The following is a 23,754-nucleotide window of genomic DNA, read 5'->3' as shown; positions in this document are numbered from 1 at the left end:
ACTCAAACCAGCGCGGCAAAATTCAGCCTGAACTGCTGCGGCGTCACGCCCAGCCTGCGATTGAATACGCTGCGCATGTGCTGGGCGTCGCGAAAGCCGCATTGGTAAGCCACGGTCTTGAGCGGCGCCCGGGTGCTTTCCAGCATTACCCGCGCCGCGTCCACCCGGGCCTGCTCGACGAACTCCGCTGGCGTGACCTTCGCTTCCCGGGTGAACACCCTGGAGAAGTTGCGTTGGCTCATGTTCGCGGCGTTGGCGAGGTCGGCGATGCCCAAGTCACCGTTGAGGTTGGCCATCACGTATGACTGAACCTGAGCCACGGCGGAGGCAGGCTCGGCGTGCGGTACGAGGAACGGGCTGAACTGCGACTGCCCGCCCGAACGCTGGGTGAACACCACCAGCCGCTTGGCGACATTCAGCGCCACGTCCGGCCCATGGTCCTGCGCCAGCAGGAACAGCGACAGATCAATCCCCGCCGTGACACCCGCCGAGGTGTAGAGCGCGCCGTCCTGCACGTACAGCCGATCGGCTTCGACCCGGGTCGAGGGACACATCCGTGTCAATGCCGATGCATCCCCCCAATGCGTCGTGACGGTCCGCCCTTCGAGCAAGCCGGCCCGAGCCAGCATGAACGCGCCGTTGCAAATCGAACCGAAGCGTCGCGCACGGGCGCAGGCATCGCACAACCAGCTATTGAACGCTGGGCCAAAGTCCATGAAGGGCAACTGCGGGCCGCCCGCGACCAGCAACAGGTCGTACGCACCTGACGCTTCGCTGAAATGTCGGTGAGGGTTGAGGGACATGCCATTGGAGCACGACGTCGCGCCTGGCTCGATACCGATCACTTCCAAGCGATATTGATCATGCGCGGCGAGAAAGCGATTGGCTTCGCAGAACACATCCATGGGCCCACTGATGTCCAGGGACTGGGCGTCGGTGAATACCACGATGGCGACGGTTTTTTCCATGGTCTGCGCTTACCTGTCCGGGTTGTCCAGCGAACCCTAGCCAATCCGGCGTGCAGAAGCCAGATGGCATGAAAGCCGAGTTCATTGGCCGTAATCACAGCCATGGCGTGATTGCCGCGTCGTACCCCGGCGAACAGACTGAAAACCTCAGCGCCGCCACGGCGCATCGTCAAAGAGGAGAGCAGCATGAACAGCATCGCCGGCATCCGGATTCCCGACAGCGCCCTCGCCCGGGCCACCACCGAATACATCCGCGACATCGAATCAGACCTGCTTTATCACCACTCCCGCCGGGTGTTCCTGTTCGGCGCCTTGAGTGGCGAACGCTGCCAATTGGCCTACGATCCGCAGTTGCTGTACGTCGGCGCGATGTTCCACGATCTCGGCCTGGTGGAAGGCTATCGCAGTGATAACGAGCGTTTCGAGGTGGACGGGGCGAACGCTGCCGCAGCCTTTCTCAAACCCTACGGGCTGAGCGATGACGACATCGAACAGGTGTGGCTGTCGATTGCCCTGCACACCACCCCAGGCGTGCCGAAACACCTGCGCCCGACCGTCGCACTGGTGACCGCTGGCGTGGAAATGGACGTGCTGGGCATGGACTACGCCGCGTTCCCCGCCGCACAGCGCGACGCCGTGGTGCATGCGCACCCGCGTGGAGAAGGTTTCAAGGAGTGCATCATCTGCGCCTTCGCCGACGGCTTGCGGCATCGTCCGCAGACCACTTTTGGCAACGTGAAGACCGATGTGCTGGTGGATCAGGAACCGGGGTTCAAGCCGATGAATTTCGTCGAGGTGATTCGCACGTCGCCCTGGAATTCGTAGCCAGCAGGTGTTACCGCCTTCGCGAGCAGGCTCGCTCCTACAGGGGATCCGAGCCGGGTCGCAAAGTTAGGAACAACATAAAACCTGTGGGAGCGAGCTTGCTCGCGATGACGGACTGACAGTCAACCTCTTCACTGACTGTAATATCGCTATCGCGAGCAAGCTCGCTCCCACATGGTTCCGCTCCTCAATCAGGCCGAAGTGGTCTCGGGCCGGCGCACCTGCGGTTGTTTCCAGGAATCGGCGGCGCTTTCCTCGATGGCTTGCTGGATCGCTCGCTTGCGGTTTTCTTCGGCGCGGCGGCTGAAGTACCAGACCAGGAAGGTCACCAGCGACACCGCCAGCAGGATCAGGCTCGCCACCGCGTTGATTTCCGGCTTGACCCCCAGGCGTACCGCCGAGAAGACTTCCATCGGCAACGTCGTCGAGCCAGGACCGGAGACGAAGCTTGCCAGCACCAGGTCGTCGAGGGACAACGCGAACGACATCATCGCGCCCGCCGCCAGCGATGGCGCGATCATCGGGATGGTGATCAGAAAGAACACCTTCCACGGCCGCGCACCGAGGTCCATGGCGGCCTCTTCGATGGACAGGTCCAGCTCACGCAAACGCGCCGAGACCACCACCGCCACATAGGCCGCGCAGAACGTCGTATGGGCGATCCAGATCGTGACGATGCCACGCTCCTGTGGCCAGCCGATCATCTGCGCCATCGCCACGAACAGCAGCAACAGCGACAGGCCGGTGATCACTTCCGGCATCACCAACGGCGCGGTGACCAGGCCGCCGAACAACGTGCGGCCCTTGAAGTGGGTGATACGGGTCAACACGAAGGCCGCCAGCGTACCCAGGGCTACCGCGGCGATCGCGGTGTAGCAGGCGATCTCCAGCGAACGCACCACCGAGCCCATCAGTTGCGAGTTGTCCAGCAGGCCGACGTACCACTTGACCGACCAGCCGCCCCACACCGTCACCAGTTTCGAGGCATTGAACGAAAAGATCACCAGGATCAGCATCGGCGCATAGATGAACAACAGACCCAGCACCAGCATCAGGCTTGAAAAACTGAAGCGCTTCATTCCTTGCCCTCCATTTCCTTGGCCTGACTGCGGTTGAACAGGATGATGGGCACGATCAGGATCGCCAGCATCACTACCGCCAGGGCGGATGCCACCGGCCAGTCACGGTTGTTGAAGAATTCCTGCCACAGCACCTTGCCGATCATCAGGGTTTCCGGACCGCCCAGCAGTTCCGGGATCACGAACTCACCCACGACCGGGATGAACACCAGCATTGCGCCTGCGACGATGCCGTTCTTGGACAGCGGCACGGTGATTTTCCAGAAGCTGTTGAACGTGCTTGAACCCAGGTCGGACGCGGCTTCCAACAGGCTCGGGTCGTGTTTGACCAGGTTGGCGTACAGCGGCAGGATCATGAACGGCAGGTAGGAATAAACCACGCCGATATAGACCGCCAGGTTGGTGTTGAGGATCTGCAAGGGCTCGCTGATCCAGCCCATGCTCATCAGGAAGCCATTGAGCAGGCCGTTGTTGCTGAGGATGCCCATCCACGCGTAGACGCGGATCAGGATCGCGGTCCAGGTCGGCATCATGATCAGCAGTACCAGCACCGTCTGCATCTCTTTGCGGGCGTTGGCGATGCCGTAGGCCATCGGGTAGCCGATCAGCAGGCACAGCACGGTGCTGATCAGGGCCATCTTCAGCGAGCCGAGATAGGCGGCGATGTACAGCTCGTCCTCGCTGAGCATCGCGTAGTTGGCGAAGTTCAGCAGCACTTGCAGCTTCTGGTCAACGTAGCTGTAGATCTCGGTGTACGGCGGGATGGCCACATCGGCTTCGGCGAAGCTGATCTTCAGGACGATGAAGAACGGCAGCATGAAGAACAGGAACAGCCAGATGAAGGGCACCCCGATGACCAACTGACGGCCACCGGGCGTTATTCGGGCGAGTCGGCGTTTGAGCTTGCGCATGTTCATGAGCGAAGCACCACGCCGCTGTCGTCTTCCCACCAGACGAACACCTGGTCGCCCCAGGTCGGGCGCTGGCCGCGGCGCTCGGCGTTGGCGACGAACGACTGCACCAGCTTGCCGCTTGGCAATTCGACGTAGAACACCGAGTGGCCGCCCAGGTAGGCAATGTCATGGACCTTGCCGCTGGACCAGTTGTGCTCGCAGGTTGGCTGCTCGGAGGTAACCAGCAGCTTCTCCGGGCGAATGGCGTAGGTCACGGACTTGTCCTGCACCGAAGTGCTGATGCCGTGGCCGACGTAGATATTGCGATCAAGGTCCTTGCAGGTCAGCACCGCGTGGCCCTCGGCGTCGTCCACCACTTCGGTCTCGAAGATGTTGACGTTGCCGATGAACTCGCAGACCAGGCGGCTGGTCGGGGTTTCGTAGATGTCGATCGGGCTGCCGATCTGGGCAATCCAGCCCAGGTGCATGATCGCGATGCGCTCGGCCATGGTCATGGCCTCTTCCTGGTCATGGGTCACCATTACACAGGTCACGCCAACCCGCTCGATGATCTCCACCAGCTCAAGTTGCATCTGCGAGCGCAGCTTCTTGTCCAGGGCGCCCATCGGTTCGTCGAGCAGCAGCAGCTTCGGCCGCTTGGCCAGGGAACGGGCCAGGGCGACGCGCTGGCGCTGGCCGCCGGAGAGCTGGTGCGGCTTGCGCTTGGCGTACTGGCTCATCTGCACGAGCTTGAGCATCTCGGCCACGCGGGCATCGACCTCGGCTTTCGGGATCTTGTCCTGTTGCAGGCCGAAGGCGATGTTCTGCGCCACCGTCATGTGGGGGAACAAGGCGTAGGACTGGAACATCATGTTGATCGGCCGCTCATAGGGCGGCATGTCGGTGATGTCCACGCCATCGAGGAAAATCCGCCCCTCCGTGGGCCGCTCGAAACCTGCCAGCATGCGCAGCAAGGTGGATTTGCCTGATCCCGAACCGCCGAGCAAGGCGAAGATCTCGCCTTTCTTGATTTCCAGGGACACATCGTCCACGGCAATCGTCTCGTCGAACTTCTTCGTGACCCGGTCGATCTTGACCAGCACCTGCTTGGGTGTCTGGTCGCCCTCGAGGGCTTTCTTATAGGCGCCGGAGGCAACTGCCATTTACGAAACTCCCACAAAATTTGCAGCTCGCCCCAGGTGGGCGAACCTTGGAAAAGTTAGAGCGCTTGACGCTATTTACCCGACTTGACCTTGGTCCAGCTGCGGGTCATGAGTCGTTGGATCTTGGGCGGTAACTCGGAATTGACGTAGAGCTTGTCGACGACCGCTTGCGGTGGGTAGACCGCTTCGTCGGTGCGTACGTCCTGGCTCATCAGTTCGCCAGCCTTCGGGTTCGGGTTGGCGTAACCGACGACGTCGCTCACCTGGGCGATGACCTCAGGCTTGAGCAGGTAGTTGATGAACGCGTGGGCCTCCTTGGCGTTGCTGGCGTCACGCGGGATCGCCAGCATGTCGAACCAGAGGTTGCCGCCTTCCTTGGGAATCACGTAGGCGATATCGACGCCCTTGCCGGCCTCGCTGGCACGTTCGCGGGCCTGGAAAATGTCCCCGGAGAAACCGGCGGCCACGCAGATCTCGCCGTTGGCCAGATCGGAGATGTACTTGGAGGAATTGAAGTAGGTGACGTAAGGCCGGATCTTGAGGAGCTGGGCCTCGGCCTTCTTGTAGTCTTCAGGGTTCTGGCTGTTGGGGTCCAGGCCCAGGTAGTTGAGCATGGCCGGAATCATTTCGTCGCCCGAGTCGAGGAACGAAACGCCGCAGCTGGAGAGCTTCTTGATATTTTCCGGTTCGAACAGCATGGCCCACGAGTCAATTTTCTCGACGCCCAATACCGCCTTGACCTTCTCGACGTTGTAGCCGATGCCGTTGGTGCCCCACAGGTAAGGCACGGCATATTGGTTGCCCGGGTCGTTTTTCTCCAGGCGCTTGAGCAGCGCGGGGTCGAGGTTGGCGTAGTTGGGCAATTGCGCCTTGTCGAGTTTCTGGAACGCCCCGGCCTTGATCTGCTTGCCCAGGAAGTGGTTGGACGGCACGACCACGTCGTAACCGGTACGACCGGCCAGCAACTTGCCTTCCAGGGTTTCGTTGGAATCGAACACGTCATAGACCGGCTTGATCCCGGTGGCTTTCTCGAAGTCCGCCAGGGTGGTCTCGCCAATGTAGTCCGACCAGTTATAAATATGCACGGTGGAGGCGGCCTGGACACCGACGGCGAGCGTCAGGCCGGCACCGACCAGCAAAGCGTTGCGTAACAAAGAAAAGACAGGCACGTGGAGGTCCTCTTAAATAGTTGGGCCCAAGTTGCCCCCGTTACCGGGCAACGAAATGCCCTGCAACAAAACCGGCGCGCAACTTACCCTCGATAAACCGATCCAGCAAAACTTTTAGTTATTTAATTGCGCCTGTTGCCGCCGCCGGACGACGCCGGCAACAGGAGATTGCTCCAAGCCGGCTTATTTACCGGATTTGATCTTGGTCCAGCTGCGGGTCAGGATCCGCTGGGTCGCGGCCGGCAGGTCGGCAATTGCGTACAGCTTGGCCTTCACGTCGTCCGATGGGTAAATGCTCGGGTCTCCCGAGATTTCCTTGTCCACCAGTGGGGTGGCGGCCTTGTTGCCGTTAGGGAAGCGCACGTTGTCGGTGATCTCCGCCATGATTTCCGGCTGCATGATGAAGTTCATCCACTTGTAGGCGGCTTCGACGTTTTCGGCATCCTTGGGAATGGCGACCATGTCGTAGAACGAACCGGCACCTTCCTTCGGAATGGTGTAGGCCACTTTCACCTTGCCGCCAGCCTCGGCAGCACGGCTCTTGGACTGCTCGATATCACCCGAGTAACCCACGGCCACGCAGATGTTGCCGTTGGCCAGGTCCGAGATGTACTTGGAGGAGTGGAAGTAGCCGATCGATGGACGCAGCTTGAGGAACAGGTCTTCGGCGGCTTTCAGATCAGCCTTGTCCGTGCTGTCTGTCGGCTTGCCCAGATAGTGCAGGGCCACCGGGATCATTTCGGTCGGCGAATCGAGGAAGCTCACGCCGCAGCTCTTGAGCTTGGCGATGTTCTCGGGCTTGAGCAGGGTGTCCCAGGAATCGATCTTGTCGACGCCCAACGCGGCCTTGACCTTCTCCGGGTTGTAACCGATGCCGATGGTGCCCCACATGTACGGGAAGGCGTGTTTGTTGCCTTGGTCGCTGGCATCGCCAACGGCCTTGAGCAGGTCGGTGTCGAGGTTTTTCCAGTTCGGCAGCTTGGACTTGTCCAGTTCCTGATAGACACCGGCCTTGATCTGCTTGGCGAGGAAGTTGTTCGACGGCACCACGATGTCATAGCCGGATTTGCCCGCCAGCAGCTTGGCCTCCAGCGTCTCGTTGCTGTCGAAGACGTCGTAGACGACCTTGATCCCTGTCTCCTTCTCGAACTTGGCGACCGTGTCCGGCGCAATGTAGTCCGACCAGTTGTAGACGTGCAGCACTTTGTCGTCCGCCTGGACGGCGCCCGCCATCACACCCGCCAGGGACATGGCGAGGAGGGTCTTGCCAGCTATCTTCATACCTAATGCCTTCATGGATTGATGCTCCAGTTATTCTTTTTAGTCACGTTCAGTAGCCGGCTCGCGGGCAACTTGAACAATCGGTAGTCTGGCAAGTTACAGGGCAGGCTTTCAACCAAAGCCCGCCCTTTTGTTTTACCGGGCGAGGCCCATGTCGGCACCTCGCACAGAGCCTAGCACTCAGCCTTGCAGCGCACCGAGCGTCAGGTCCAGGCACTGCCGCGCCTTGGCCACCAGTTCGTCGATCTCGGCCTTGCTGATCACCAGCGGCGGCGCAATGATCATGGTGTCGCCCACTGCGCGCATGATCAGCCCGTTATCGAAGCAGAACTGCCGGCAGATCATGCCCACCCCCTTGCCCTCGTAGCGTTTGCGCGTGGCCTTGTCCTGGACCAGTTCGATCGCCCCCAGCAGACCGACGCCGCGCACCTCACCCACCAGCGGATGATCGTTCAGTTCCCGCAGGCGCTGCTGCAAATACGGTGCCGTTTCGCCGTGGACGCGCTCGATGATCTTTTCTTCGCGCAGGATACGGATATTTTCCAGGGCCACCGCAGCGGCCACCGGGTGACCGGAGTAGGTGAAGCCGTGGTTGAAGTCACCGCCTTCGTTGAGCACCGCGACCACATCGTCGCGCACGATCAGGCCGCCCATGGGGATGTAACCGGAGGTCAGGCCCTTGGCAATGGTCATCATGTGCGGTTTCAACCCGTAATGATCGGTACCGAACCATTCACCGGTGCGGCCAAAACCGCAGATGACCTCGTCGGCCACGAACAGGATGTCGTATTTGGCGAGGATTTCCTTCATGCGCGGCCAGTAGCTGTCCGGCGGCACAATGACGCCGCCGGCGCCCTGGATCGGCTCGGCAATGAACGCACCGACGTTGTCGACGCCGATCTCGAGGATCTTTTCTTCCAGTTGATTGGCGGCCCAGATGCCGAACTCTTCGGGGCTCATGTCGCCGCCTTCGCCAAACCAGTACGGCTGGGCGATGTGGACAATACCCGGGATCGGCAGGTCGCCCTGCTCATGCATGTAGGTCATGCCACCCAGGCTCGCGCCGGCCACGGTCGAACCGTGATAACCGTTCTTGCGACTGATGATGACTTTCTTGTTCGGCTGCCCTTTGATCGCCCAGTAGTGGCGGACCATACGCAGCATGGTGTCGTTGCCTTCGGAGCCGGAGCCGGTGAAGAACACGTGGTTCATGCCTTCCGGGGCGATGTCGGCGATGGCTTTTGACAGTTCCAGCACCGGCGGGTGGGCGGTCTGGAAGAACAGGTTGTAGTACGGCAGCTCGCGCATCTGTTGGCTGGCGGCGTCCGCCAGCTCATCGCGACCGTAGCCGACGGCCACGCACCAGAGGCCGGCCATGCCGTCGAGGATCTTGTTGCCTTCACTGTCCCAGAGGTACACGCCCTTGGCGTGCGTGATGATGCGCGGGCCTTTCTCTTTGAGCTGTTTGAAGTCGCTGAACGGTGCCAGATGGTGATCGCTGCTCAGGGCCTGCCATTCACGGGTTTGCGGGTTGTTGCGGGTCATGCGGATTCTCCCTTTATTCCATTGGGGGCGGGGCTTTCGGCGACCCCGCCCGGCGCATCAGACGGCAAAGAGCAGGAATTCCCGCTCCCACGAACTGATGACGCGCTTGAAGTTTTCATGCTCGGCCCGCTTGACCGCGACGTAGCCCGTGATGAATTTCTTGCCCAGGTACTTCTCGATGGTGGAGCTGTTTTCCATGCGCTCCAGGGCATCTTCGATGGTCAGCGGCAAACGCAGGTTCCGGCGTTCATAGCCACGGCCGACCACTGGCGCGCTCGGATCGATACCCTCGACCATGCCGATGTAGCCGCACAGCAAGCTCGCGGCAATCGCCAGGTACGGGTTGGCGTCGGCGCCCGGCAAGCGGTTTTCCACGCGACGGTTCTGCGGCCCGGCGTCCGGAACCCGCAAGCCCACGGTGCGGTTTTCTTCGCCCCATTCGACGTTCACCGGCGCCGAGGTGTCAGGCAGGAAGCGGCGGAACGAGTTGACGTTGGGGGCGAACAGCGGCAGCAGCTCGGGGATGAATTTCTGCAGGCCACCGATGTGGTGCAGGAACAGCTCGCTCATGGTCCCGTCTTCGTTGGAGAAGACGTTCTTGCCGGTTTCCTTGTCGATGATGCTCTGGTGCAAGTGCATCGCACTGCCCGGCTCGCCGGTCATCGGTTTGGCCATGAAGGTGGCGGCCACATCGTGCTTGAGCGCCGCCTCGCGCATGGTGCGCTTGAACACGAGGATCTGGTCGGCCAGTGACAGCGCGTCACCGTGACGGAAGTTGATTTCCATCTGCGCGGTGCCGTCCTCGTGAATCAGGGTGTCGAGGTCCAGCTCCTGCAATTCGCACCAGTCATAGACGTCCTCGAACAACGGGTCGAATTCGTTCGCCGCTTCGATCGAGAAAGACTGGCGACCGGTTTCCGGGCGACCGGAACGGCCGATAGGCGGTTGCAGTGGAAAGTCCGGGTCGTCGCTGCGCTTGGTCAGGTAGAACTCCATTTCCGGCGCGACAATCGGCTGCCAGCCCTTGTCGGCGTACAGCTTGAGCACCTTCTTGAGCACGTTGCGCGGTGACAGCTCGATCGGGTTGCCTTGCTTGTCGTAGGAATCGTGGATCACCTGGGCGGTGGGCTCGATGGCCCAGGGCACCAGGAAGACTGCGTTTTCGTCCGGGCGGCAGATCATGTCGATGTCGGCGGGGTCGAGCAGTTCGTAATAGATGTCGTCTTCGACATAGTCGCCCGTTACGGTCTGGAGCAGAACGCTCTCGGGCAGGCGCATGCCTTTTTCGGCAATGAACTTGTTGGTCGGCGAGATCTTGCCCCGGGTAATGCCGGTCAGGTCGCCAATCATGCATTCGACTTCTGTGATCTTGTGGTCTTTCAACCAATCGGTGAGCTGGTCGAGGTTGTTACTCATAAATGCCTCTAGGCGTGAGTTTCCTGACTGCTATTAGTCGTCAGGCGTTGTTTGACGCATCGGCGTCGCGTTGTGTTGCCCTTGCTCGGCAGGCATCGCCAAATGCCTGGAAAATCGCAAGGTAGTGCAGGTTGGAGCCTACTGCCCATTCAGGGTGCCATTGCACTCCTAAAGCAAAAGCCTTGCCTTGTACCGCCGAGACGGCTTCGATCAAGCCATCCGGCGCCAGCGCTTCGGCCCGCAGCCCCGAGGCCAGGCGCTCGATGCCTTGGCTGTGGATCGAGTTGACCTCGATCTGCGACGGCAGCCCCAAAGCCGCGAGGATACCGCCAGGCTGGACATGCACGGCATGGGCAGGACCATATTGGACCTCTACCGGCTGGGTGTCGTCTTCACGATGATCGATGAAGGTTCCGACTTCATGAACTTTCTGATGCAGGCTGCCGCCAAAGGCAACGTTCATTTCCTGGAAACCGCGACAGATGCCCAGCACCGGAACGCCCGCGTCGACCGCCGCGCAGATCAGCGGCAGGGTAATGGCGTCCCGTGCAGGATCATGAGCGGTGCCTGGCGCACTGGCCGGGCCCTGGTAGTGAAAAGGTTCTACATTGGAAGGGGAGCCGGTAAAAAGAATACCGTCCAGGGCGTCCAGAATATCGGACGGGGAGAACAGATCCGCCAGGGACGGGATCAGCACTGGCAAGCCCTTGGCGGCCGTTGCGACAGCCCGCGCATATTTGTCGCCAGTGGTGTGATACGCATGCAGACCGATCTGCCTGGAGCAGGTGGTGATGCCGATTAACGGCAGGCGAGACATGAAGCACCCCGGTATTATTGCTGTTATGGGTTTGAATCGAGCTTAGCCTTGTTCATTTTTTTACACAACACCCCCGTAAAAAATACAACACGGCCCGCTCAAGCCTGCGGGGGACAAGCCCCTCAAAGGGAAAAAAACGCCCCAAATTGCCTCAAAAAAGCCCTACAGGTGCTTTTTTAGGGCAAAAAAGGCCCTGCTTGACTTCGGCATGCCGTTCGGGTTGACTGGCTTTCGAAGAGATCAATGATTGATATTTTTAACAACAAAGGTGTTGCATCATGTCGGTACCCCCGCGTGCCGTTCAGCTTAACGAAGCGAACGCGTTCCTTAAGGAACATCCTGAGGTTCTGTACGTTGACCTTCTGATTGCGGATATGAATGGTGTGGTGCGCGGCAAGCGCATCGAACGCACCAGCCTCCACAAGGTTTACGAGAAAGGCATCAACCTGCCGGCCTCTCTATTTGCCCTGGATATCAATGGCTCGACGGTGGAAAGCACCGGACTGGGCCTGGACATCGGCGATGCCGACCGCATCTGCTATCCAATCCCCGGCACTCTGAGCAACGAACCCTGGCAGAAGCGCCCCACCGCGCAACTGCTGATGACCATGCACGAGCTTGAAGGCGATCCGTTCTTCGCCGACCCTCGCGAAGTCCTGCGCCAGGTCGTGACCAAGTTCGATGAACTGGGCCTGACCATCTGCGCGGCATTCGAGCTGGAGTTCTACCTGATCGACCAGGAGAACGTGAATGGCCGTCCACAACCGCCCCGCTCGCCAATCTCCGGCAAACGCCCGCACTCGACACAGGTCTACCTGATCGATGACCTCGACGAATACGTCGACTGCCTCCAGGACATCCTGGAAGGGGCCAAGGAGCAAGGCATTCCCGCCGACGCCATCGTCAAGGAAAGTGCCCCGGCGCAGTTCGAAGTGAACCTGCACCACGTGGCCGACCCGATCAAGGCTTGCGACTACGCGGTACTGCTCAAGCGGCTGATCAAGAACATCGCCTACGACCATGAAATGGACACCACCTTCATGGCCAAGCCGTATCCAGGCCAGGCGGGCAACGGTCTGCACGTCCATATCTCGATCCTGGACAAAGAAGGCAAGAATATCTTTGCCAGCGAGGATCCCGAGCAGAACGCCGCGCTGCGTCACGCGATCGGCGGTGTGCTCGAGACCCTGCCCGCGCAGATGGCGTTCCTCTGCCCGAACGTCAACTCCTACCGTCGTTTTGGCGCACAGTTCTACGTGCCGAACTCGCCGACCTGGGGCCTGGACAACCGCACCGTAGCCTTGCGCGTACCGACCGGCTCCGCCGATGCCGTACGCCTGGAACACCGTGTCGCCGGCGCCGACGCCAACCCGTACCTGTTGATGGCGGCGGTCCTGGCGGGTGTGCACCATGGCCTGACCAACAAGATCGAGCCCGGCGCGCCGGTCGAAGGCAACAGCTACGAGCAGAACGAGCAAAGCCTGCCGAACAACTTGCGCGATGCCCTGCGCGAACTGGACGACAGCGAAGTCATGGCCAAGTACATCGATCCCAAGTACATCGATATCTTCGTGGCCTGCAAGGAAAGCGAGCTGGAAGAGTTTGAACACTCCATCTCCGACCTTGAGTACAACTGGTACCTGCATACCGTTTAAGCGGCTGCGGTAGAAAGGAACGCCGCAGGCCTTCAGGGCTGCGGCGTTTTTTTATGTCTGGGCGGGTGGCCGCCTTCGGCGGATCGCGAGCAAGCTCGCTCCCACAGGGATTTTCAGCGCACATGATTCAAGGGGCACCGCACACTCAATGTGGGAGCGAGCTTGCTCGCGATGACGGCTTGGCAGACAACACAAGACCCGACTCGTACAATGCCCGGCAGCCCCGCAGGAGAGCTTCATGACACGCACCGCCACCCCTCGCAAACCCCGCGCCCGCAGCCAGGCCCGGATCGACTCGATCCTCGATGCCGCCCGCACGCTGCTCGCCGCCGAAGGCGTGGCCAGCCTGTCGATCTACAGTGTCGCCGAGCGCGCCGGGATCCCGCCCTCCTCCGTCTATCACTTCTTCGCCAGCGTCCCGGCCCTGCTCGAAGCCTTGACCGCCGACGTCCATGCAGCCTTTCGTGCCTGCCTTCAAACACCGATCGATCATGCAGCGCTGAACCAGTGGCACGATCTGTCGCGGCTGGTGGAGCAACGGATGCTGTTGATCTACAGCGAGGACGCCGCCGCTCGCCAACTGATCCTGGCCCAGCATGGCCTGACTGAAGTCACCCAGGCCGACCGCCAGCATGACCTGGAACTGAGCGAGCTGATGCACACCGTCTTCGCCCGGCATTTCCAACTGCCGCCCTTGCCTGCCGATGTCGACGTGTTCGCCCTGGCCATGGAACTGGGCGACCGCGTCTACGCCCGCTCGGTACACCAGCACGGCCAGATCACCCCGCGCATGGCCGAGGAAGGCATGCGCGTGTTCGATGCGTATCTGGGGCTCTATCTCCCTCCGTTTCTGCCCAAGCGCTCTGATTGAATCGTTCCCACGCTTAGCGTGGGAACGAAAAAGCCCCGAAGGGCTCAAGCCATCCGGGGCTGCAGGTCAAGCATCGTTCACAACTTGGCGATAGACACCTCGGTGGATTTGACGAAGGCAATCACTTCGCTGCCAATCGCCAGTTCCAGCTCTTTGACCGAGCGGGTGGTGATGACCGAGGTGACGATGCCCGAGGCGGTCTGCACGTCGATTTCCGACAGCACGTCGCCTTCGACGATTTCCTTGATGGTGCCTTTGAACTGGTTGCGTACGTTGATGGCTTTGATAGTCATGATGTCGTTCCTGTCTGGATGAAGTTATTGCGCCCAACGCAGTTGCGTGGGCAAGGGTGAAACGGGTTCGGGTTCCGGCGGTTGGCCGGGCAAGGACAGCACGCGGTTGAGGACTTCGGTTTCCAGGCTCGCCAGGCGATGCGAGCCGCGAGCACGCGGGCGCGGCAAGTCGATGGCCAGGTCGAGGCCGATCTGGCCGTCTTCGATCAGGATCACCCGGTCGGCGATCGCCACCGCTTCGCTGACGTCGTGGGTCACCAACAGCACGGTGAAGCCGTGTTGCTGCCACAGGCGCTCGATCAGTTGCTGCATTTCGATCCGGGTCAGCGCATCGAGCGCACCCAAAGGTTCGTCCAGCAACAGCAGGCGCGGTTGATGAATCAGCGCCCGGGCCAGGGCCACCCGCTGTTTCTGTCCGCCGGACAACGCCGCCGGCCACTCGTGTGCACGATCAGCCAGGCCCACGGCATCCAGCGCCTGCAACGCTTGTGGTCGCCAGTCGCCCTTGAGTCCGAGGCCGACGTTGTCGATGACTTTTTTCCAGGGCAGCAAACGTGCCTCCTGAAACATCAGGCGCGTGTCTTCCCGTGCAGCGCTCAGCGATGCCGAACCGGCCAGCAACTCACCGCCCGAAGGCTGATCGAGGCCGGCCAACAAGCGCAGCAAGGTACTTTTGCCGCAGCCGCTGCGGCCGACCACGGCGACGAACTGCCCGGCCGGGATATGCAAGTCGATGTCACGCAACACCTGGCGCGAACCAAAGGTCTTTTGCAGATTGCGCACCGCCAGGGGGATACCTCGCAGCAGGCGCGGCGGTTGTTGGGCGGTCATGCGACACCTCCCTTGTTCGCCTGATAGGCCGGATGCCAGCGCAGCCAGACGCGTTCAAGCCCGCGAGCAGCAAGGTCGGCCAGTTTGCCGAGCACCGCGTACAGCAGAATCGCCAGCACCACCACGTCGGTCTGCAGGAATTCCCGGGCATTCATCGCCAGATAACCGATACCGGAACTGGCCGAGATGGTTTCCGCGACGATCAGCGTCAACCACATGAAACCCAGGGCAAAACGCACGCCCACCAGGATCGAAGGCAAGGCACCCGGCAGGATCACCTGGCGAAACAGGCTGAAGCCGGATAAACCGTAGCTGCGGGACATCTCCACCAGCGCCGGGTCGACATTGCGAATCCCGTGGTAGGTGTTGAGGTAAATCGGAAACAGCGTGCCCAGCGCCACCAGGAAAATCTTCGCCGACTCGTCGATACCGAACCAGAGGATCACCAGTGGAATCAGCGCCAGGTGAGGCACGTTACGCACCATCTGCACGGAGCTGTCCAACAGCCGTTCGCCCCACTTCGACAGGCCGGTGATAAAGCCCAGCGCCAGGCCGATGCCGCCGCCAATCAGGAAGCCGACCGCCGCGCGCCAACCGCTGATAGCCAGGTGCGTCCAGATTTCACCGCTGCGCACCAGGTTTACTCCGGCCTCGACCACCGCCACCGGCGCTGGCAGGATCCGCGTCGATAACCAGCCGGCCGATACCGACAATTGCCACACCGCCAGCAACAGCAGCGGCACCGCCCACGGCGCGAGGTTGTGGATAAGTTTTTTCATGGCCGCCTCAACTCTGCGAAGCGGCTTTGGGCAGGATATCGTTGGCGACCATTTCACCGAACGGGCTCACATAACCCTGGCTTTTCGGCAGCTCCGGGCGCTCTACATCGAGGTGCGGGAACAATAGCTCCGCCACCCGATAGGATTCTTCCAGGTGTGGATAACCCGAGAAAATGAACGTATCGATACCCAGGTCGGCGTATTCCTTGACCCGCTCAGCCACGGTCGGGCCATCGCCCACCAGCGCCGTTCCGGCACCGCCGCGTACCAGGCCGACACCGGCCCAGAGGTTGGGGCTGACTTCCAGCTTGTCGCGCCGACCGCCGTGCAATGCGGCCATGCGTTGCTGGCCCACCGAGTCGAAACGCGCCAGGGACGCCTGGGCGCGGGCGATGGTTTCGTCGTCCAGGTGGGAGATCAAGCGGTCGGCCGCTTGCCAGGCTTCGGCGTTGGTTTCCCGCACGATTACATGCAGGCGAATGCCGAAACGCACGGTGCGCCCAAGCTTCTCGGCCTTGGCCCGTACCTGGGCGATTTTTTCCGCGACGGCGGCGGGCGGTTCGCCCCAGGTCAGGACCATTTCCACCTGCTCGGCGGCGAGATCCTGGGCGGCTTCCGACGAGCCGCCGAAATACAGCGGCGGACGCGGTTGCTGGATCGGCGGATAGAGCAGCTTGGCGCCCTTTACGCTGATGTGTTCACCGTCGTAATCGACCGTCTCGCCTTCCAGCACCCGACGCCAGATCCGGGTGAATTCCACCGAGGCCTGGTAGCGTTGCTCGTGGTCCAGAAACAGCCCGTCACCGGCCAGCTCGTCCGGATCGCCACCCGTCACCAGGTTGAACAGGGCCCGCCCGCCGGACAGCCGATCCAGCGTCGCGGCCTGACGCGCCGCCACCGTCGGGGAAATGATCCCGGGGCGCAGGGCAACCAGGAACTTCAGGCGCTGGGTCACCGGAATCAACGAAGCGGCTACCAGCCAGGAGTCTTCGCAGGAACGCCCGGTAGGAATCAACACCCCGCCGAAACCCAGCCGATCGGCAGCCTGGGCAATCTGTTGCAGGTAACCATGATCGACGGCGCGGGCGCCTTCAGCGGTGCCAAGGTAATGGCCGTCGCCGTGGGTGGGCAGGAACCAGAAAATATTGAGGCTCATGGAGTGGTCTCCTAAGGGATCGAATTACTGCGCGTTCGCAACGGCCGCCGGCGGCGTCCAGATCACGTCCTTGATGCTCAAGGGCTTGGGAATCAATTTGAGCTGATAGAAGCTGTCGGCGATCTTCTGCTGCGCCGCGACCACCTCCGGCGTCAGGAACAGTGCCCCGTAGCCTTGGCGTTTCACCGACGTCAGGGTGATGTCCGCCGGCAGGCCGAGCAGCGGCGAGACCTGCCGGGTCACGTCTTCAGGGTTGGCCTTGGACCACTCCCCTACCGCACGCACCTCTTCCACCAGCGTCGTGATCACTTGCGGATTTTTTTGCGCGTAAGGTTTGGTGGCGAGGTAGAACTGGTGGTTATCGACGATGCCTTTGCCGTCACGCAGGGTGCGTGCCTGCAACTGTTGTTCGGCGGCTGCCTGGTACGGGTCCCAGATTACCCAGGCATCCACGCTGCCGCGCTCGAACGCGGCACGGGCATCCGCCGGCGGCAGGAAAACCGTCTGGATGTCGGAATATTCGAGGCCGGCATCTTCCAGCGCGCGTACCAGCAGGTAGTGGACGTTAGAGCCTTTGTTCAGCGCGACTTTCTTGCCTTTGAGCTCCTGCACCGTCTGGATCGGCGAGCCCTTGGGCACCAGGATCGCCTCGCTGTTCGGCGCCGGTGGCTCGTAGGCGACATAAAGCAAATCCGCGCCTGCCGCCTGGGCAAACACCGGCGGGGTTTCGCCAGTCACGCCAAAATCGATCGAGCCGACGTTCAGGCCTTCCAGCAGCTGCGGGCCGCCGGGGAACTCGGTCCATTGCACGTCGACGCCTTGGGCGGCGAGGCGTTTTTCCAAGGTGCCCTTGGCCTTGAGCAGCACCAGCGTGCCGTACTTCTGATAGCCGATCCGCAAGGTTTCGGCCTGAGCCTGGGTGATGGCGCCGAAGGACACAGCCGCAGCAAACAGAGCGACCAGCCCGCGACGCAAAATGACAGTGCGCATGGCGCCTCTCCTTTCGCTGTGGGGTTTTGGCTGCACCTGCTTGGCCGTTGACGGCTGAGTAAGGTGGAGTTGAATCAGGGATGTAGCGAGTCAGATGCTCCAGCGAGCACTCAACAGACGTTCGTTCAATACGCTGGGATCCAGCGGCTTGGGCCGCCGGGCCATGGCGCTGTAGAACTGTTCAAGCGCCTCATCCAGACGCTGCTGCAGGGCCGGCGCCAATTGCGCCTGGGCGCTGCCTTCGCCGTAAGCGATCTGGTTATCCTCGGCGAAAATCCCATGCAGCATTTCCTGGGCCTTGAGCGCCGACAACACCGGCTTCAGGGCGTAGTCCACCGCCAGCATGTGGGCGATGCTGCCGCCTGTCGCCATGGGCAACACCACCTTATGGGCCAGCGCGCGTTCGGGCAGTAGGTCCAGTACCGTTTTCAACGCGCCGGAGAAAGACGCCTTGTAGACAGGCGTAGCGATCACCAGGCCGTCGGCGTTTTCGATCTGGGCCAGCAGGTCCAAGACCTTGGGGCTATCGAAGCGGGCATGGAGCAGATCCTCGGCGGGAAAATCACGCACCTGATAGCTCACCACTTCCACACCTTGCTGCTGCAACCAACGTTGCGAGCGCTCCAGCAGCACTCCTGATCGGGAGCGCTGGCTGGGACTGCCGCCGAGCGAGACAACCAACATGCCAACCATTCCTTGAATTCACGTGCGATTCGCGGTGGGCGATCTCGCTGTATGGAGCAAACCATAACAGGGCATTGATATATCTTTAAATCATATTTATTCATTTGGTTATGCATTTAAGAGATATATGGCTGGCTTTCCTTTGAGGCAATAAAAAAGGCCGTCGAAACGGCCAAACCCTTGGTGCACAGAAGATCAGCTGTGGGAGCGAGCTTGCTCGCGATAGCGGTGTGTCAGTCAACTCAATATTGGCTGGTCCGCCGCCTTCGCGAGCAGGCTCGCTCCCACAGGTTCAGGTTCTGGTTCTGTTTTTGCCTCAGCGATTGGGCTGCGGCGTCAGGCGCAGGTATGGTTTGACGGCGCGATAGCCTTTGGGAAAGCGCTGCTTGAGTTCTTCCTCATCCTTGAGCGACGGCACGATCACCACTTCATCGCCATCCTGCCAGTTAGCCGGCGTGGCGACCTTGTAGTTGTCGGTCAGCTGCAAGGAGTCGATTACCCGCAGGATTTCATTGAAGTTGCGCCCTGTGCTCGCCGGGTAGGTGATGGTCAGGCGGATCTTCTTGTTCGGGTCGATCACGAACAAGGAACGCACGGTCAATGTGTCGCTGGCGTTGGGGTGGATCAAGTCGTAGAGGTCGGACACCTTGCGGTCGGCGTCGGCCAGGATCGGAAAATTGACCACGGCATTCTGCGTTTCGTTGATGTCCTCGATCCACTTGTGATGCGAGTCCACCGGGTCTACCGAAAGGGCAATGGCCTTGACGCCGCGCTTGGCGAATTCGTCTTTGAGCTTGGCGGTAAGGCCCAGCTCGGTGGTGCACACCGGGGTGAAATCCGCTGGATGGGAGAACAACACGCCCCAGCTATCGCCGAGCCATTCATGGAAGCGAATCTTGCCGGCGCTGGAGTCCTGTTCGAAATCGGGGGCGATGTCGCCGAGTCTGAGGCTCATGGTGCAGCTCCTGGTTGAGTAGTTGTGGGCCCAACTGTGCACCGCTTTTCATTGCTTGAAAAAGAATGAATACCCATTTGTTTAGATCTTGAGTGAATATAAAAAACTGTTCACTGGCGCCTTGGCGTATAGCGGACCAAGATCATTGTCGAGGTTTCGAGAAGGCCTCGAGTTGCTGAAAAGAGGAGAAGGTTCGGGGAAGGCTACAGGGGTGGGCCGGACCCGGAACGCAAAAGCCCCGCCCGGCGTGCTGCCGGGCGGGGCTTTTTTTGTTCTGCATTTGCACTCCGCAAATTATTGAGGCGATTTCAGAATGAGCGGCTAGGATAGGCAGCATGAACACTCAAGCCTTGTTGTCTTATCTGCATCACCACCTCCCTGGGCTGCTGGCGGTTTACCTGTTCGGCAGTCATGCACAGGGCACCGCGGGACCTGATAGCGACGTCGATCTGGCGGTGCTCTTGTCCGGCGAGGTCGATCCTGTTTCGCTGTGGCAGCTCTCAGGAGAGTTGGCGGATATCGCTGGCAGTCCCGTGGACCTGATCGATCTACGCGCGGCAACGACCGTCATGCAATACCAGATCGTGACTCGAGGTCAGCGGCTCTGGGCCAGGGACGTACAGGCGGGTTTGTACGAATGTTTCATTCTCAGCGAAAAAACCGCTCTGGATGAGGCTCGGGCAGGCTTGCTCAAGGATATTCAGGAAGAAGGCAGCGTGTATGGCCGATGATGTTTTGATCAACAAGGCAGCAAGTATCGAGCGTTGCGTCGCCAGGGTGCGGGAAGAATACGAGAAAGATCCCGCTACGTTTGCCACCGATTTCACTCGCCAGGATTCGGCAGTCCTGAACATCCAGCGGGCGTGTGAAGCGGCACTGGACATGGGACAGCACTTGATTCGACGCGAGCGGCTGGGTGTTCCGCAAAGTGCTCGCGATACATTCGAGCTGCTTTTGCAAGGTGGCTGGCTGGAGGAAGGCCTGGTGAAAAATCTGAAGAACATGGTGGGCTTCAGGAACATCGCCGTGCATGACTATCAAGCCCTGCAACTGCCGATCATGATCGCAATCATTACCGGGCATCTGGATGATTTCCTCGGGTTCAGCGCGTACATCTTGCGCAAGGACGCGACGCAGTCCAAGGGATAAAGGCTCTATCCGGCTCGCTGAGCCAAAAACGCAAAGCCCCGCTCGGCGTGCTGCCGGGCGGGGCTTTTTTACACAACTACGTCTTACAAGAAGGCCTTACAGGAAGTTGTAAGTGTAGTTGAAGATCAGGCGGGTCTGATCCCGGTCCGCGCCGGAACCGCTACCGGTACCACGATAAGAGCCGTGACGCAGAGTGGTGCCGAAACCTTTCAGAGCACCTTGCTGGACGACGTAATCCAAGCGCATGTCACGCTCCCACTCGGACGAATCGCTGCCACCTGCGGTACGGGACTTGATGTCATCGCCACGCAAGTAAGCAACTGCAGCCTTAAGGCCCGGAACGCCGAGACCAGTGAAGTCGTAGGAGTATTGACCAAACGTGGTGTTCTCACCTGCACGGACGAACTGATGGATCATGCTATCGGTGAACAGGTAGAAGCTTGAACCGCCGGCGCCTTCGTTGCGACCGCTGTCATTGAGCAGGCTGCCCTGCCCCATGTAGACGAAACCGCCGTCATCACCGACTTGCTGGTGACCCAACATGAAGGCACTGCCACCCAGGGTATAGGTGAACATGGCGCTCCAGGTCTTGTTGTCGACCTCGCCCGGATTCTTGGCGTAACCACCGTTGTTATCGAACTGATAGCCTGCGTCGCCGTTGCGGCCATCCGAGCTGCTGTCGAAGTAACGCAGGTCAGTCTTGAACGACTGGCCTTCGGTGATCGGGAACACATGTACCGCGCCCAGGAAGTGCTGCTTGTAGTAATCCTGCAGGTTGGCGTAGTAGTACTGCAGGGTCAGGTCCTTGGTGACCTTCCAATCAGCACCGGCATAACGGAATTGGTTGCTGTCCTCGGTACCGCCGCTCACGGCCAGGCCGGTGCTGTTGGTACCGGCACGGCCTACGGCGCGCTCCAGTTGGCCGGCGTTGAACGTCACGTTGTCCAGGTCCTTGGAGGTGATAGTGCCACCTTCGAAGGTTTGCGGCAGCAGACGGCCATCGTTGGCGACCAGGATCGGCAGGTTAGGCTGCAGAGCACCACCCAGGTGGGCCTCGGTTTTGGAGAAAAGCGCCTTCACGTTGGCCGACCCACGGCTCCAGCTGTGCTCCGCGGACCCGTCGGAGTCACTTGGCGAGAAGGAGTTATTGGCGTCTGGACGCTGACCTTTACCACCATCAAGGTGAAGACCAACCATCGCCTGGGCGTCGATACCAAAACCAACGACACCTTGAGTGAAGCCGGACTTGTAGTCGAACTTCAGGCCCGTCGCCGCCTCGCGCTGATCTTCATCGCCTTCACGGTTGTCGTTGTCAAAGTACATGGTGCGAGAACTGACCGACGCCTTGCTGTCCTCGATGAAACCGGCGGCGCCTGCCTGCTGCGCCATTACCCCAACGGCCACAGCCAGGGCCAAGGTGGACTTCTTCATGTATCGCTCCTCTCGTTTTCTAATTCTTGTGTGTCTTTGGTTCCGGTTCGAACGCCCGGAATCCGCGGATGCGCGATTAGCGCCAGACCGTGACTGGCAAGTCAACCGTAACCCTTTCGGACTACGACCATGGTCTAACCCCGCGACACCGGCCGGAAGAATAATGGATTCTTTATAAATCCAAAAAGAATTGTTTCATCAGTTTTCAGCTCGTTTCGACATATGCTTGCCATCAAAGCGTCATCAAGCCCGGAATCGGCTTATCGGCGCCGCCAAGGATTCCTGAATGGTGTTTCGTCGGGGCTAGCGCGCGACATGCCAATGCGTGCGCATGCCGCGATCTTGAGGCTTTCCAGACTAGTCGCTCATTGTCTGAAATCAAGAAAGTCGCGGCAGCGTGATTGGCTAGGCGGGTTGTTTACAGCGTTTTTTCGAAGATCTTCGAATTGCGCTGATAGTTGTATAACGAAGCCCGCGCCGCCGGCAGGCGGTCGACACTGCTGGGCTCGAAGCCGCGCTCGCGGAACCAGTGGGCGGGTCCGGGTCGTCAGCACGAACAGGGTCTTGAGTCCCTGGGCGCGGGCCCGGGTTTCGATCCGTTCCAGCAGCTCATCGCCCCGGCCACCGTGGCGGTATTCCGGATTCACGGCCAGGCAGGCGAGTTCCCCGGCATCCGAATCGGCGATCTGGTACAGCGCCGCGCAGGCGATGATCATGCCTTCGCGCTCGACTACGCTGAACTGCTCGATCTCGCGCTCCAGCACCTCGCGGGAACGCCGTACCAGGATGCCCTGCTCCTCCAAGGGGCTGATCAGGTCCAGCAAGCCGCCGACATCCTCGATGGCGGCTTCGCGCACCACCTCGAATTGCTCCTGGGCCACGAGCGTGCCGCTGCCATCGCGGGTGAACAGTTCGGCCAGCAGCGCACCGTCCTCGGCATAGCTGACGATGTGGCTGCGCGCCACGCCGCCCCGGCAGGCCTGCGCCGCCGCATCCAGCAGCTCGGCCTGGTAATCGCTGCCCAGGCGTTGCATATGAGCCGGGACCTGTTGCGGACGCAGCTCGCGAACCAGCCGCCCATCCTCGCCGATCAGGCCCTGCTCGGCGCCGAACAACAGGAGTTTGTCGGCGGCCAGATCGATGGCCGCCCGGGTCGCGACGTCTTCACACGCCAGGTTGAAGATCTCCCCGGTCGGTGAATAGCCCAACGGCGACAGCAGAACGATCGAGCGCTCATCCAACAGCCGGTTGATGCCCTTGCGGTCGACCCGACGCACTTCCCCGGTGTGGTGATAATCCACGCCTTCGAGCACGCCGATCGGCCGCGCGGTAACCAGGTTGCCGCTGGCCACGCGCAACCGCGAGCCTTGCATCGGCGAAGAAGCCATGTCCATCGACAGGCGCGCCTCGATGGCAATGCGCAACTGGCCGACCGCGTCGATCACGCACTCCAGCGTCGCGGCATCGGTGATACGCATGCCATGGTGGTAGTGCGGCGTCAGGCCGCGGGCAGCGAGGCGGGTCTCGATTTGCGGACGCGAACCGTGCACCAGCACCAGCCGCACGCCGAGGCTGTGCAGCAATACCAGGTCATGGACGATGTTGCCGAAGTTGGGGTGCTCCACCCCGTCGCCAGGCAGCATGACGATGAAGGTGCAATCGCGGTGGGCGTTGATATAGGGCGAAGCGTGACGAAGCCAATTGACGTATTCGGGCATGAACCTGGGCCTGTAATAAATAACAGCCTAAAAAAGACGAAGCGGAACGCACAGCGGGCTGGTGGTTATCGTCGGAACAGGCTTGG

The 23,754-nt window shown here is 60.7% G+C and carries 22 protein-coding genes and 1 pseudogene; 5 read left to right on the top strand and 18 right to left on the bottom strand.

The annotated features are described in order from the left end of the window. Positions 1 to 2: 2 nt before the first annotated feature. Complete coding sequence (locus PSH78_RS01480; RefSeq protein WP_305498070.1) at positions 3 to 968, bottom strand: GlxA family transcriptional regulator; 966 nt, start codon at positions 966 to 968, stop codon at positions 3 to 5. Between the two features lie 186 nt (positions 969 to 1,154). Here PSH78_RS01480 and PSH78_RS01475 point away from each other — a divergent pair, with 186 nt between their 5' ends. Continuing rightward, a complete protein-coding gene (locus PSH78_RS01475; protein WP_305498068.1) occupies positions 1,155 to 1,793 on the top strand; it encodes an HD domain-containing protein in 639 nt (212 codons plus the stop codon). Positions 1,794 to 1,984: 191 nt separating this feature from the next. On the opposite strand, the gene PSH78_RS01470 is transcribed toward PSH78_RS01475, so the two are convergent. The 8 genes from PSH78_RS01470 to PSH78_RS01435 form a co-directional block, all read right to left on the bottom strand. Next, on the bottom strand, positions 1,985 to 2,872 hold the full coding sequence (locus PSH78_RS01470) for an ABC transporter permease subunit (RefSeq protein ID WP_305498066.1): 888 nt from the start codon (positions 2,870 to 2,872) through the stop codon (positions 1,985 to 1,987). Beyond that, entirely contained in the window at positions 2,869 to 3,789 is a 921-nt protein-coding gene (locus tag PSH78_RS01465) for an ABC transporter permease subunit (RefSeq protein ID WP_305498064.1), read from the bottom strand. The genes PSH78_RS01470 and PSH78_RS01465 overlap by 4 nt, the downstream gene beginning before the upstream one ends. Beyond that, complete coding sequence (locus PSH78_RS01460; protein ID WP_014340741.1) at positions 3,786 to 4,928, bottom strand: ABC transporter ATP-binding protein; 1,143 nt, start codon at positions 4,926 to 4,928, stop codon at positions 3,786 to 3,788. The genes PSH78_RS01465 and PSH78_RS01460 overlap by 4 nt, the downstream gene beginning before the upstream one ends. A 71-nt stretch (positions 4,929 to 4,999) precedes the next feature. Then, positions 5,000 to 6,097 carry a polyamine ABC transporter substrate-binding protein gene (locus PSH78_RS01455; RefSeq protein ID WP_305498061.1) on the bottom strand — a complete coding sequence of 366 codons (1,098 nt, stop codon included), beginning with the start codon at positions 6,095 to 6,097 and terminating at the stop codon, positions 5,000 to 5,002. 183 nt (positions 6,098 to 6,280) lie between these two features. Then, positions 6,281 to 7,393, bottom strand: a complete 1,113-nt coding sequence (locus tag PSH78_RS01450; RefSeq protein WP_305498060.1) for a polyamine ABC transporter substrate-binding protein — start codon at positions 7,391 to 7,393, stop codon at positions 6,281 to 6,283. Positions 7,394 to 7,558: 165 nt separating this feature from the next. Next, on the bottom strand, positions 7,559 to 8,923 hold the full coding sequence (locus PSH78_RS01445; protein ID WP_305498059.1) for an aspartate aminotransferase family protein: 1,365 nt from the start codon (positions 8,921 to 8,923) through the stop codon (positions 7,559 to 7,561). 57 nt (positions 8,924 to 8,980) lie between these two features. Then, complete coding sequence (locus tag PSH78_RS01440) at positions 8,981 to 10,339, bottom strand: glutamine synthetase family protein (RefSeq protein ID WP_305498056.1); 1,359 nt, start codon at positions 10,337 to 10,339, stop codon at positions 8,981 to 8,983. A 40-nt stretch (positions 10,340 to 10,379) separates the two neighbouring features. Next, positions 10,380 to 11,156, bottom strand: a complete 777-nt coding sequence (locus PSH78_RS01435) for a gamma-glutamyl-gamma-aminobutyrate hydrolase family protein (RefSeq protein WP_305498054.1) — start codon at positions 11,154 to 11,156, stop codon at positions 10,380 to 10,382. A 278-nt stretch (positions 11,157 to 11,434) separates the two neighbouring features. On the opposite strand from PSH78_RS01435, the gene PSH78_RS01430 reads away from it, so the two are divergent. Together PSH78_RS01430 and PSH78_RS01425 are read left to right on the top strand one after the other, a co-directional pair. After that, complete coding sequence (locus PSH78_RS01430) at positions 11,435 to 12,811, top strand: glutamine synthetase family protein (protein WP_305498052.1); 1,377 nt, start codon at positions 11,435 to 11,437, stop codon at positions 12,809 to 12,811. Between the two features lie 238 nt (positions 12,812 to 13,049). Then, entirely contained in the window at positions 13,050 to 13,682 is a 633-nt protein-coding gene (locus tag PSH78_RS01425; RefSeq protein WP_305498050.1) for a TetR/AcrR family transcriptional regulator, read from the top strand. 77 nt (positions 13,683 to 13,759) lie between these two features. Here the strand turns inward: PSH78_RS01425 and PSH78_RS01420 are convergent, their stop codons facing one another. From PSH78_RS01420 to PSH78_RS01390, 7 genes are all read right to left on the bottom strand, one after another. Then, positions 13,760 to 13,975 carry a molybdopterin-binding protein gene (locus tag PSH78_RS01420; protein ID WP_003177394.1) on the bottom strand — a complete coding sequence of 72 codons (216 nt, stop codon included), beginning with the start codon at positions 13,973 to 13,975 and terminating at the stop codon, positions 13,760 to 13,762. Positions 13,976 to 13,999: 24 nt separating this feature from the next. Continuing rightward, on the bottom strand, positions 14,000 to 14,806 hold the full coding sequence (gene ssuB, locus PSH78_RS01415) for an aliphatic sulfonates ABC transporter ATP-binding protein (RefSeq protein WP_305498049.1): 807 nt from the start codon (positions 14,804 to 14,806) through the stop codon (positions 14,000 to 14,002). Continuing rightward, on the bottom strand, positions 14,803 to 15,585 hold the full coding sequence (ssuC, locus tag PSH78_RS01410) for an aliphatic sulfonate ABC transporter permease SsuC (RefSeq protein WP_305498047.1): 783 nt from the start codon (positions 15,583 to 15,585) through the stop codon (positions 14,803 to 14,805). Before ssuC ends, ssuB begins: the two co-directional genes overlap by 4 nt. Before the next feature lie 7 nt (positions 15,586 to 15,592). Beyond that, positions 15,593 to 16,741 carry an FMNH2-dependent alkanesulfonate monooxygenase gene (gene ssuD / locus PSH78_RS01405; protein WP_305498046.1) on the bottom strand — a complete coding sequence of 383 codons (1,149 nt, stop codon included), beginning with the start codon at positions 16,739 to 16,741 and terminating at the stop codon, positions 15,593 to 15,595. 24 nt (positions 16,742 to 16,765) lie between these two features. Then, on the bottom strand, positions 16,766 to 17,731 hold the full coding sequence (locus PSH78_RS01400) for a sulfonate ABC transporter substrate-binding protein (protein ID WP_305498045.1): 966 nt from the start codon (positions 17,729 to 17,731) through the stop codon (positions 16,766 to 16,768). A gap of 90 nt (positions 17,732 to 17,821) precedes the next feature. Next, a complete protein-coding gene (gene ssuE / locus PSH78_RS01395) occupies positions 17,822 to 18,415 on the bottom strand; it encodes an NADPH-dependent FMN reductase (RefSeq protein WP_305498044.1) in 594 nt (197 codons plus the stop codon). 316 nt (positions 18,416 to 18,731) lie between these two features. Continuing rightward, the gene (locus PSH78_RS01390; RefSeq protein WP_003206652.1) at positions 18,732 to 19,370 is read right to left on the bottom strand and encodes a peroxiredoxin; all 639 of its coding nucleotides are present in this window, start codon (positions 19,368 to 19,370) and stop codon (positions 18,732 to 18,734) included. Between the two features lie 335 nt (positions 19,371 to 19,705). On the opposite strand from PSH78_RS01390, the gene PSH78_RS01385 reads away from it, so the two are divergent. Beyond that, on the top strand, positions 19,706 to 20,101 hold the full coding sequence (locus PSH78_RS01385) for a nucleotidyltransferase domain-containing protein (RefSeq protein WP_305498043.1): 396 nt from the start codon (positions 19,706 to 19,708) through the stop codon (positions 20,099 to 20,101). Next, positions 20,091 to 20,519: a DUF86 domain-containing protein gene (locus PSH78_RS01380; RefSeq protein WP_305498042.1), complete on the top strand. Its 429-nt coding sequence runs from the start codon at positions 20,091 to 20,093 to the stop codon at positions 20,517 to 20,519. The genes PSH78_RS01385 and PSH78_RS01380 overlap by 11 nt, the downstream gene beginning before the upstream one ends. A 96-nt stretch (positions 20,520 to 20,615) precedes the next feature. Here PSH78_RS01380 and PSH78_RS01375 read toward each other — a convergent pair whose 3' ends face one another. Together PSH78_RS01375 and argA are read right to left on the bottom strand one after the other, a co-directional pair. Then, positions 20,616 to 21,950 carry an OprD family outer membrane porin gene (locus PSH78_RS01375; protein ID WP_305498041.1) on the bottom strand — a complete coding sequence of 445 codons (1,335 nt, stop codon included), beginning with the start codon at positions 21,948 to 21,950 and terminating at the stop codon, positions 20,616 to 20,618. 418 nt (positions 21,951 to 22,368) lie between these two features. Further along, positions 22,369 to 23,668: pseudogene (gene argA, locus PSH78_RS01370) on the bottom strand (amino-acid N-acetyltransferase). Positions 23,669 to 23,754 lie beyond the last annotated feature (86 nt).

This window comes from Pseudomonas sp. FP198 (assembly GCF_030687895.1).
Taxonomy (GTDB): domain Bacteria; phylum Pseudomonadota; class Gammaproteobacteria; order Pseudomonadales; family Pseudomonadaceae; genus Aquipseudomonas.
The sequence above is the reverse complement of the archived record's forward strand: the minus strand, read 5'-3'. Positions and strand labels throughout refer to the sequence as shown.

Excerpts from the sequence above, each read along its gene's own strand:
- PSH78_RS01450 (WP_305498060.1), bottom strand. The coding sequence starts at position 7,393 with ATGAAGGCATTAGGTATGAAGATAGCTGGCAAGACCCTCCTCGCCATG.
- PSH78_RS01375 (WP_305498041.1), bottom strand. The coding sequence starts at position 21,950 with ATGAAGAAGTCCACCTTGGCCCTGGCTGTGGCCGTTGGGGTAATGGCG.
- PSH78_RS01385 (WP_305498043.1), top strand. The coding sequence starts at position 19,706 with ATGAACACTCAAGCCTTGTTGTCTTATCTGCATCACCACCTCCCTGGG.
- ssuC (WP_305498047.1), bottom strand. The coding sequence starts at position 15,585 with ATGAAAAAACTTATCCACAACCTCGCGCCGTGGGCGGTGCCGCTGCTG.
- PSH78_RS01380 (WP_305498042.1), top strand. The coding sequence starts at position 20,091 with ATGGCCGATGATGTTTTGATCAACAAGGCAGCAAGTATCGAGCGTTGC.
- PSH78_RS01400 (WP_305498045.1), bottom strand. The coding sequence starts at position 17,731 with ATGCGCACTGTCATTTTGCGTCGCGGGCTGGTCGCTCTGTTTGCTGCG.
- PSH78_RS01435 (WP_305498054.1), bottom strand. The coding sequence starts at position 11,156 with ATGTCTCGCCTGCCGTTAATCGGCATCACCACCTGCTCCAGGCAGATC.
- ssuE (WP_305498044.1), bottom strand. The coding sequence starts at position 18,415 with ATGTTGGTTGTCTCGCTCGGCGGCAGTCCCAGCCAGCGCTCCCGATCA.
- PSH78_RS01420 (WP_003177394.1), bottom strand. The coding sequence starts at position 13,975 with ATGACTATCAAAGCCATCAACGTACGCAACCAGTTCAAAGGCACCATC.
- PSH78_RS01470 (WP_305498066.1), bottom strand. The coding sequence starts at position 2,872 with ATGAAGCGCTTCAGTTTTTCAAGCCTGATGCTGGTGCTGGGTCTGTTG.
- PSH78_RS01425 (WP_305498050.1), top strand. The coding sequence starts at position 13,050 with ATGACACGCACCGCCACCCCTCGCAAACCCCGCGCCCGCAGCCAGGCC.
- PSH78_RS01460 (WP_014340741.1), bottom strand. The coding sequence starts at position 4,928 with ATGGCAGTTGCCTCCGGCGCCTATAAGAAAGCCCTCGAGGGCGACCAG.
- PSH78_RS01440 (WP_305498056.1), bottom strand. The coding sequence starts at position 10,339 with ATGAGTAACAACCTCGACCAGCTCACCGATTGGTTGAAAGACCACAAG.
- ssuB (WP_305498049.1), bottom strand. The coding sequence starts at position 14,806 with ATGACCGCCCAACAACCGCCGCGCCTGCTGCGAGGTATCCCCCTGGCG.
- PSH78_RS01475 (WP_305498068.1), top strand. The coding sequence starts at position 1,155 with ATGAACAGCATCGCCGGCATCCGGATTCCCGACAGCGCCCTCGCCCGG.
- PSH78_RS01430 (WP_305498052.1), top strand. The coding sequence starts at position 11,435 with ATGTCGGTACCCCCGCGTGCCGTTCAGCTTAACGAAGCGAACGCGTTC.
- ssuD (WP_305498046.1), bottom strand. The coding sequence starts at position 16,741 with ATGAGCCTCAATATTTTCTGGTTCCTGCCCACCCACGGCGACGGCCAT.
- PSH78_RS01480 (WP_305498070.1), bottom strand. The coding sequence starts at position 968 with ATGGAAAAAACCGTCGCCATCGTGGTATTCACCGACGCCCAGTCCCTG.
- PSH78_RS01390 (WP_003206652.1), bottom strand. The coding sequence starts at position 19,370 with ATGAGCCTCAGACTCGGCGACATCGCCCCCGATTTCGAACAGGACTCC.
- PSH78_RS01465 (WP_305498064.1), bottom strand. The coding sequence starts at position 3,789 with ATGAACATGCGCAAGCTCAAACGCCGACTCGCCCGAATAACGCCCGGT.
- PSH78_RS01445 (WP_305498059.1), bottom strand. The coding sequence starts at position 8,923 with ATGACCCGCAACAACCCGCAAACCCGTGAATGGCAGGCCCTGAGCAGC.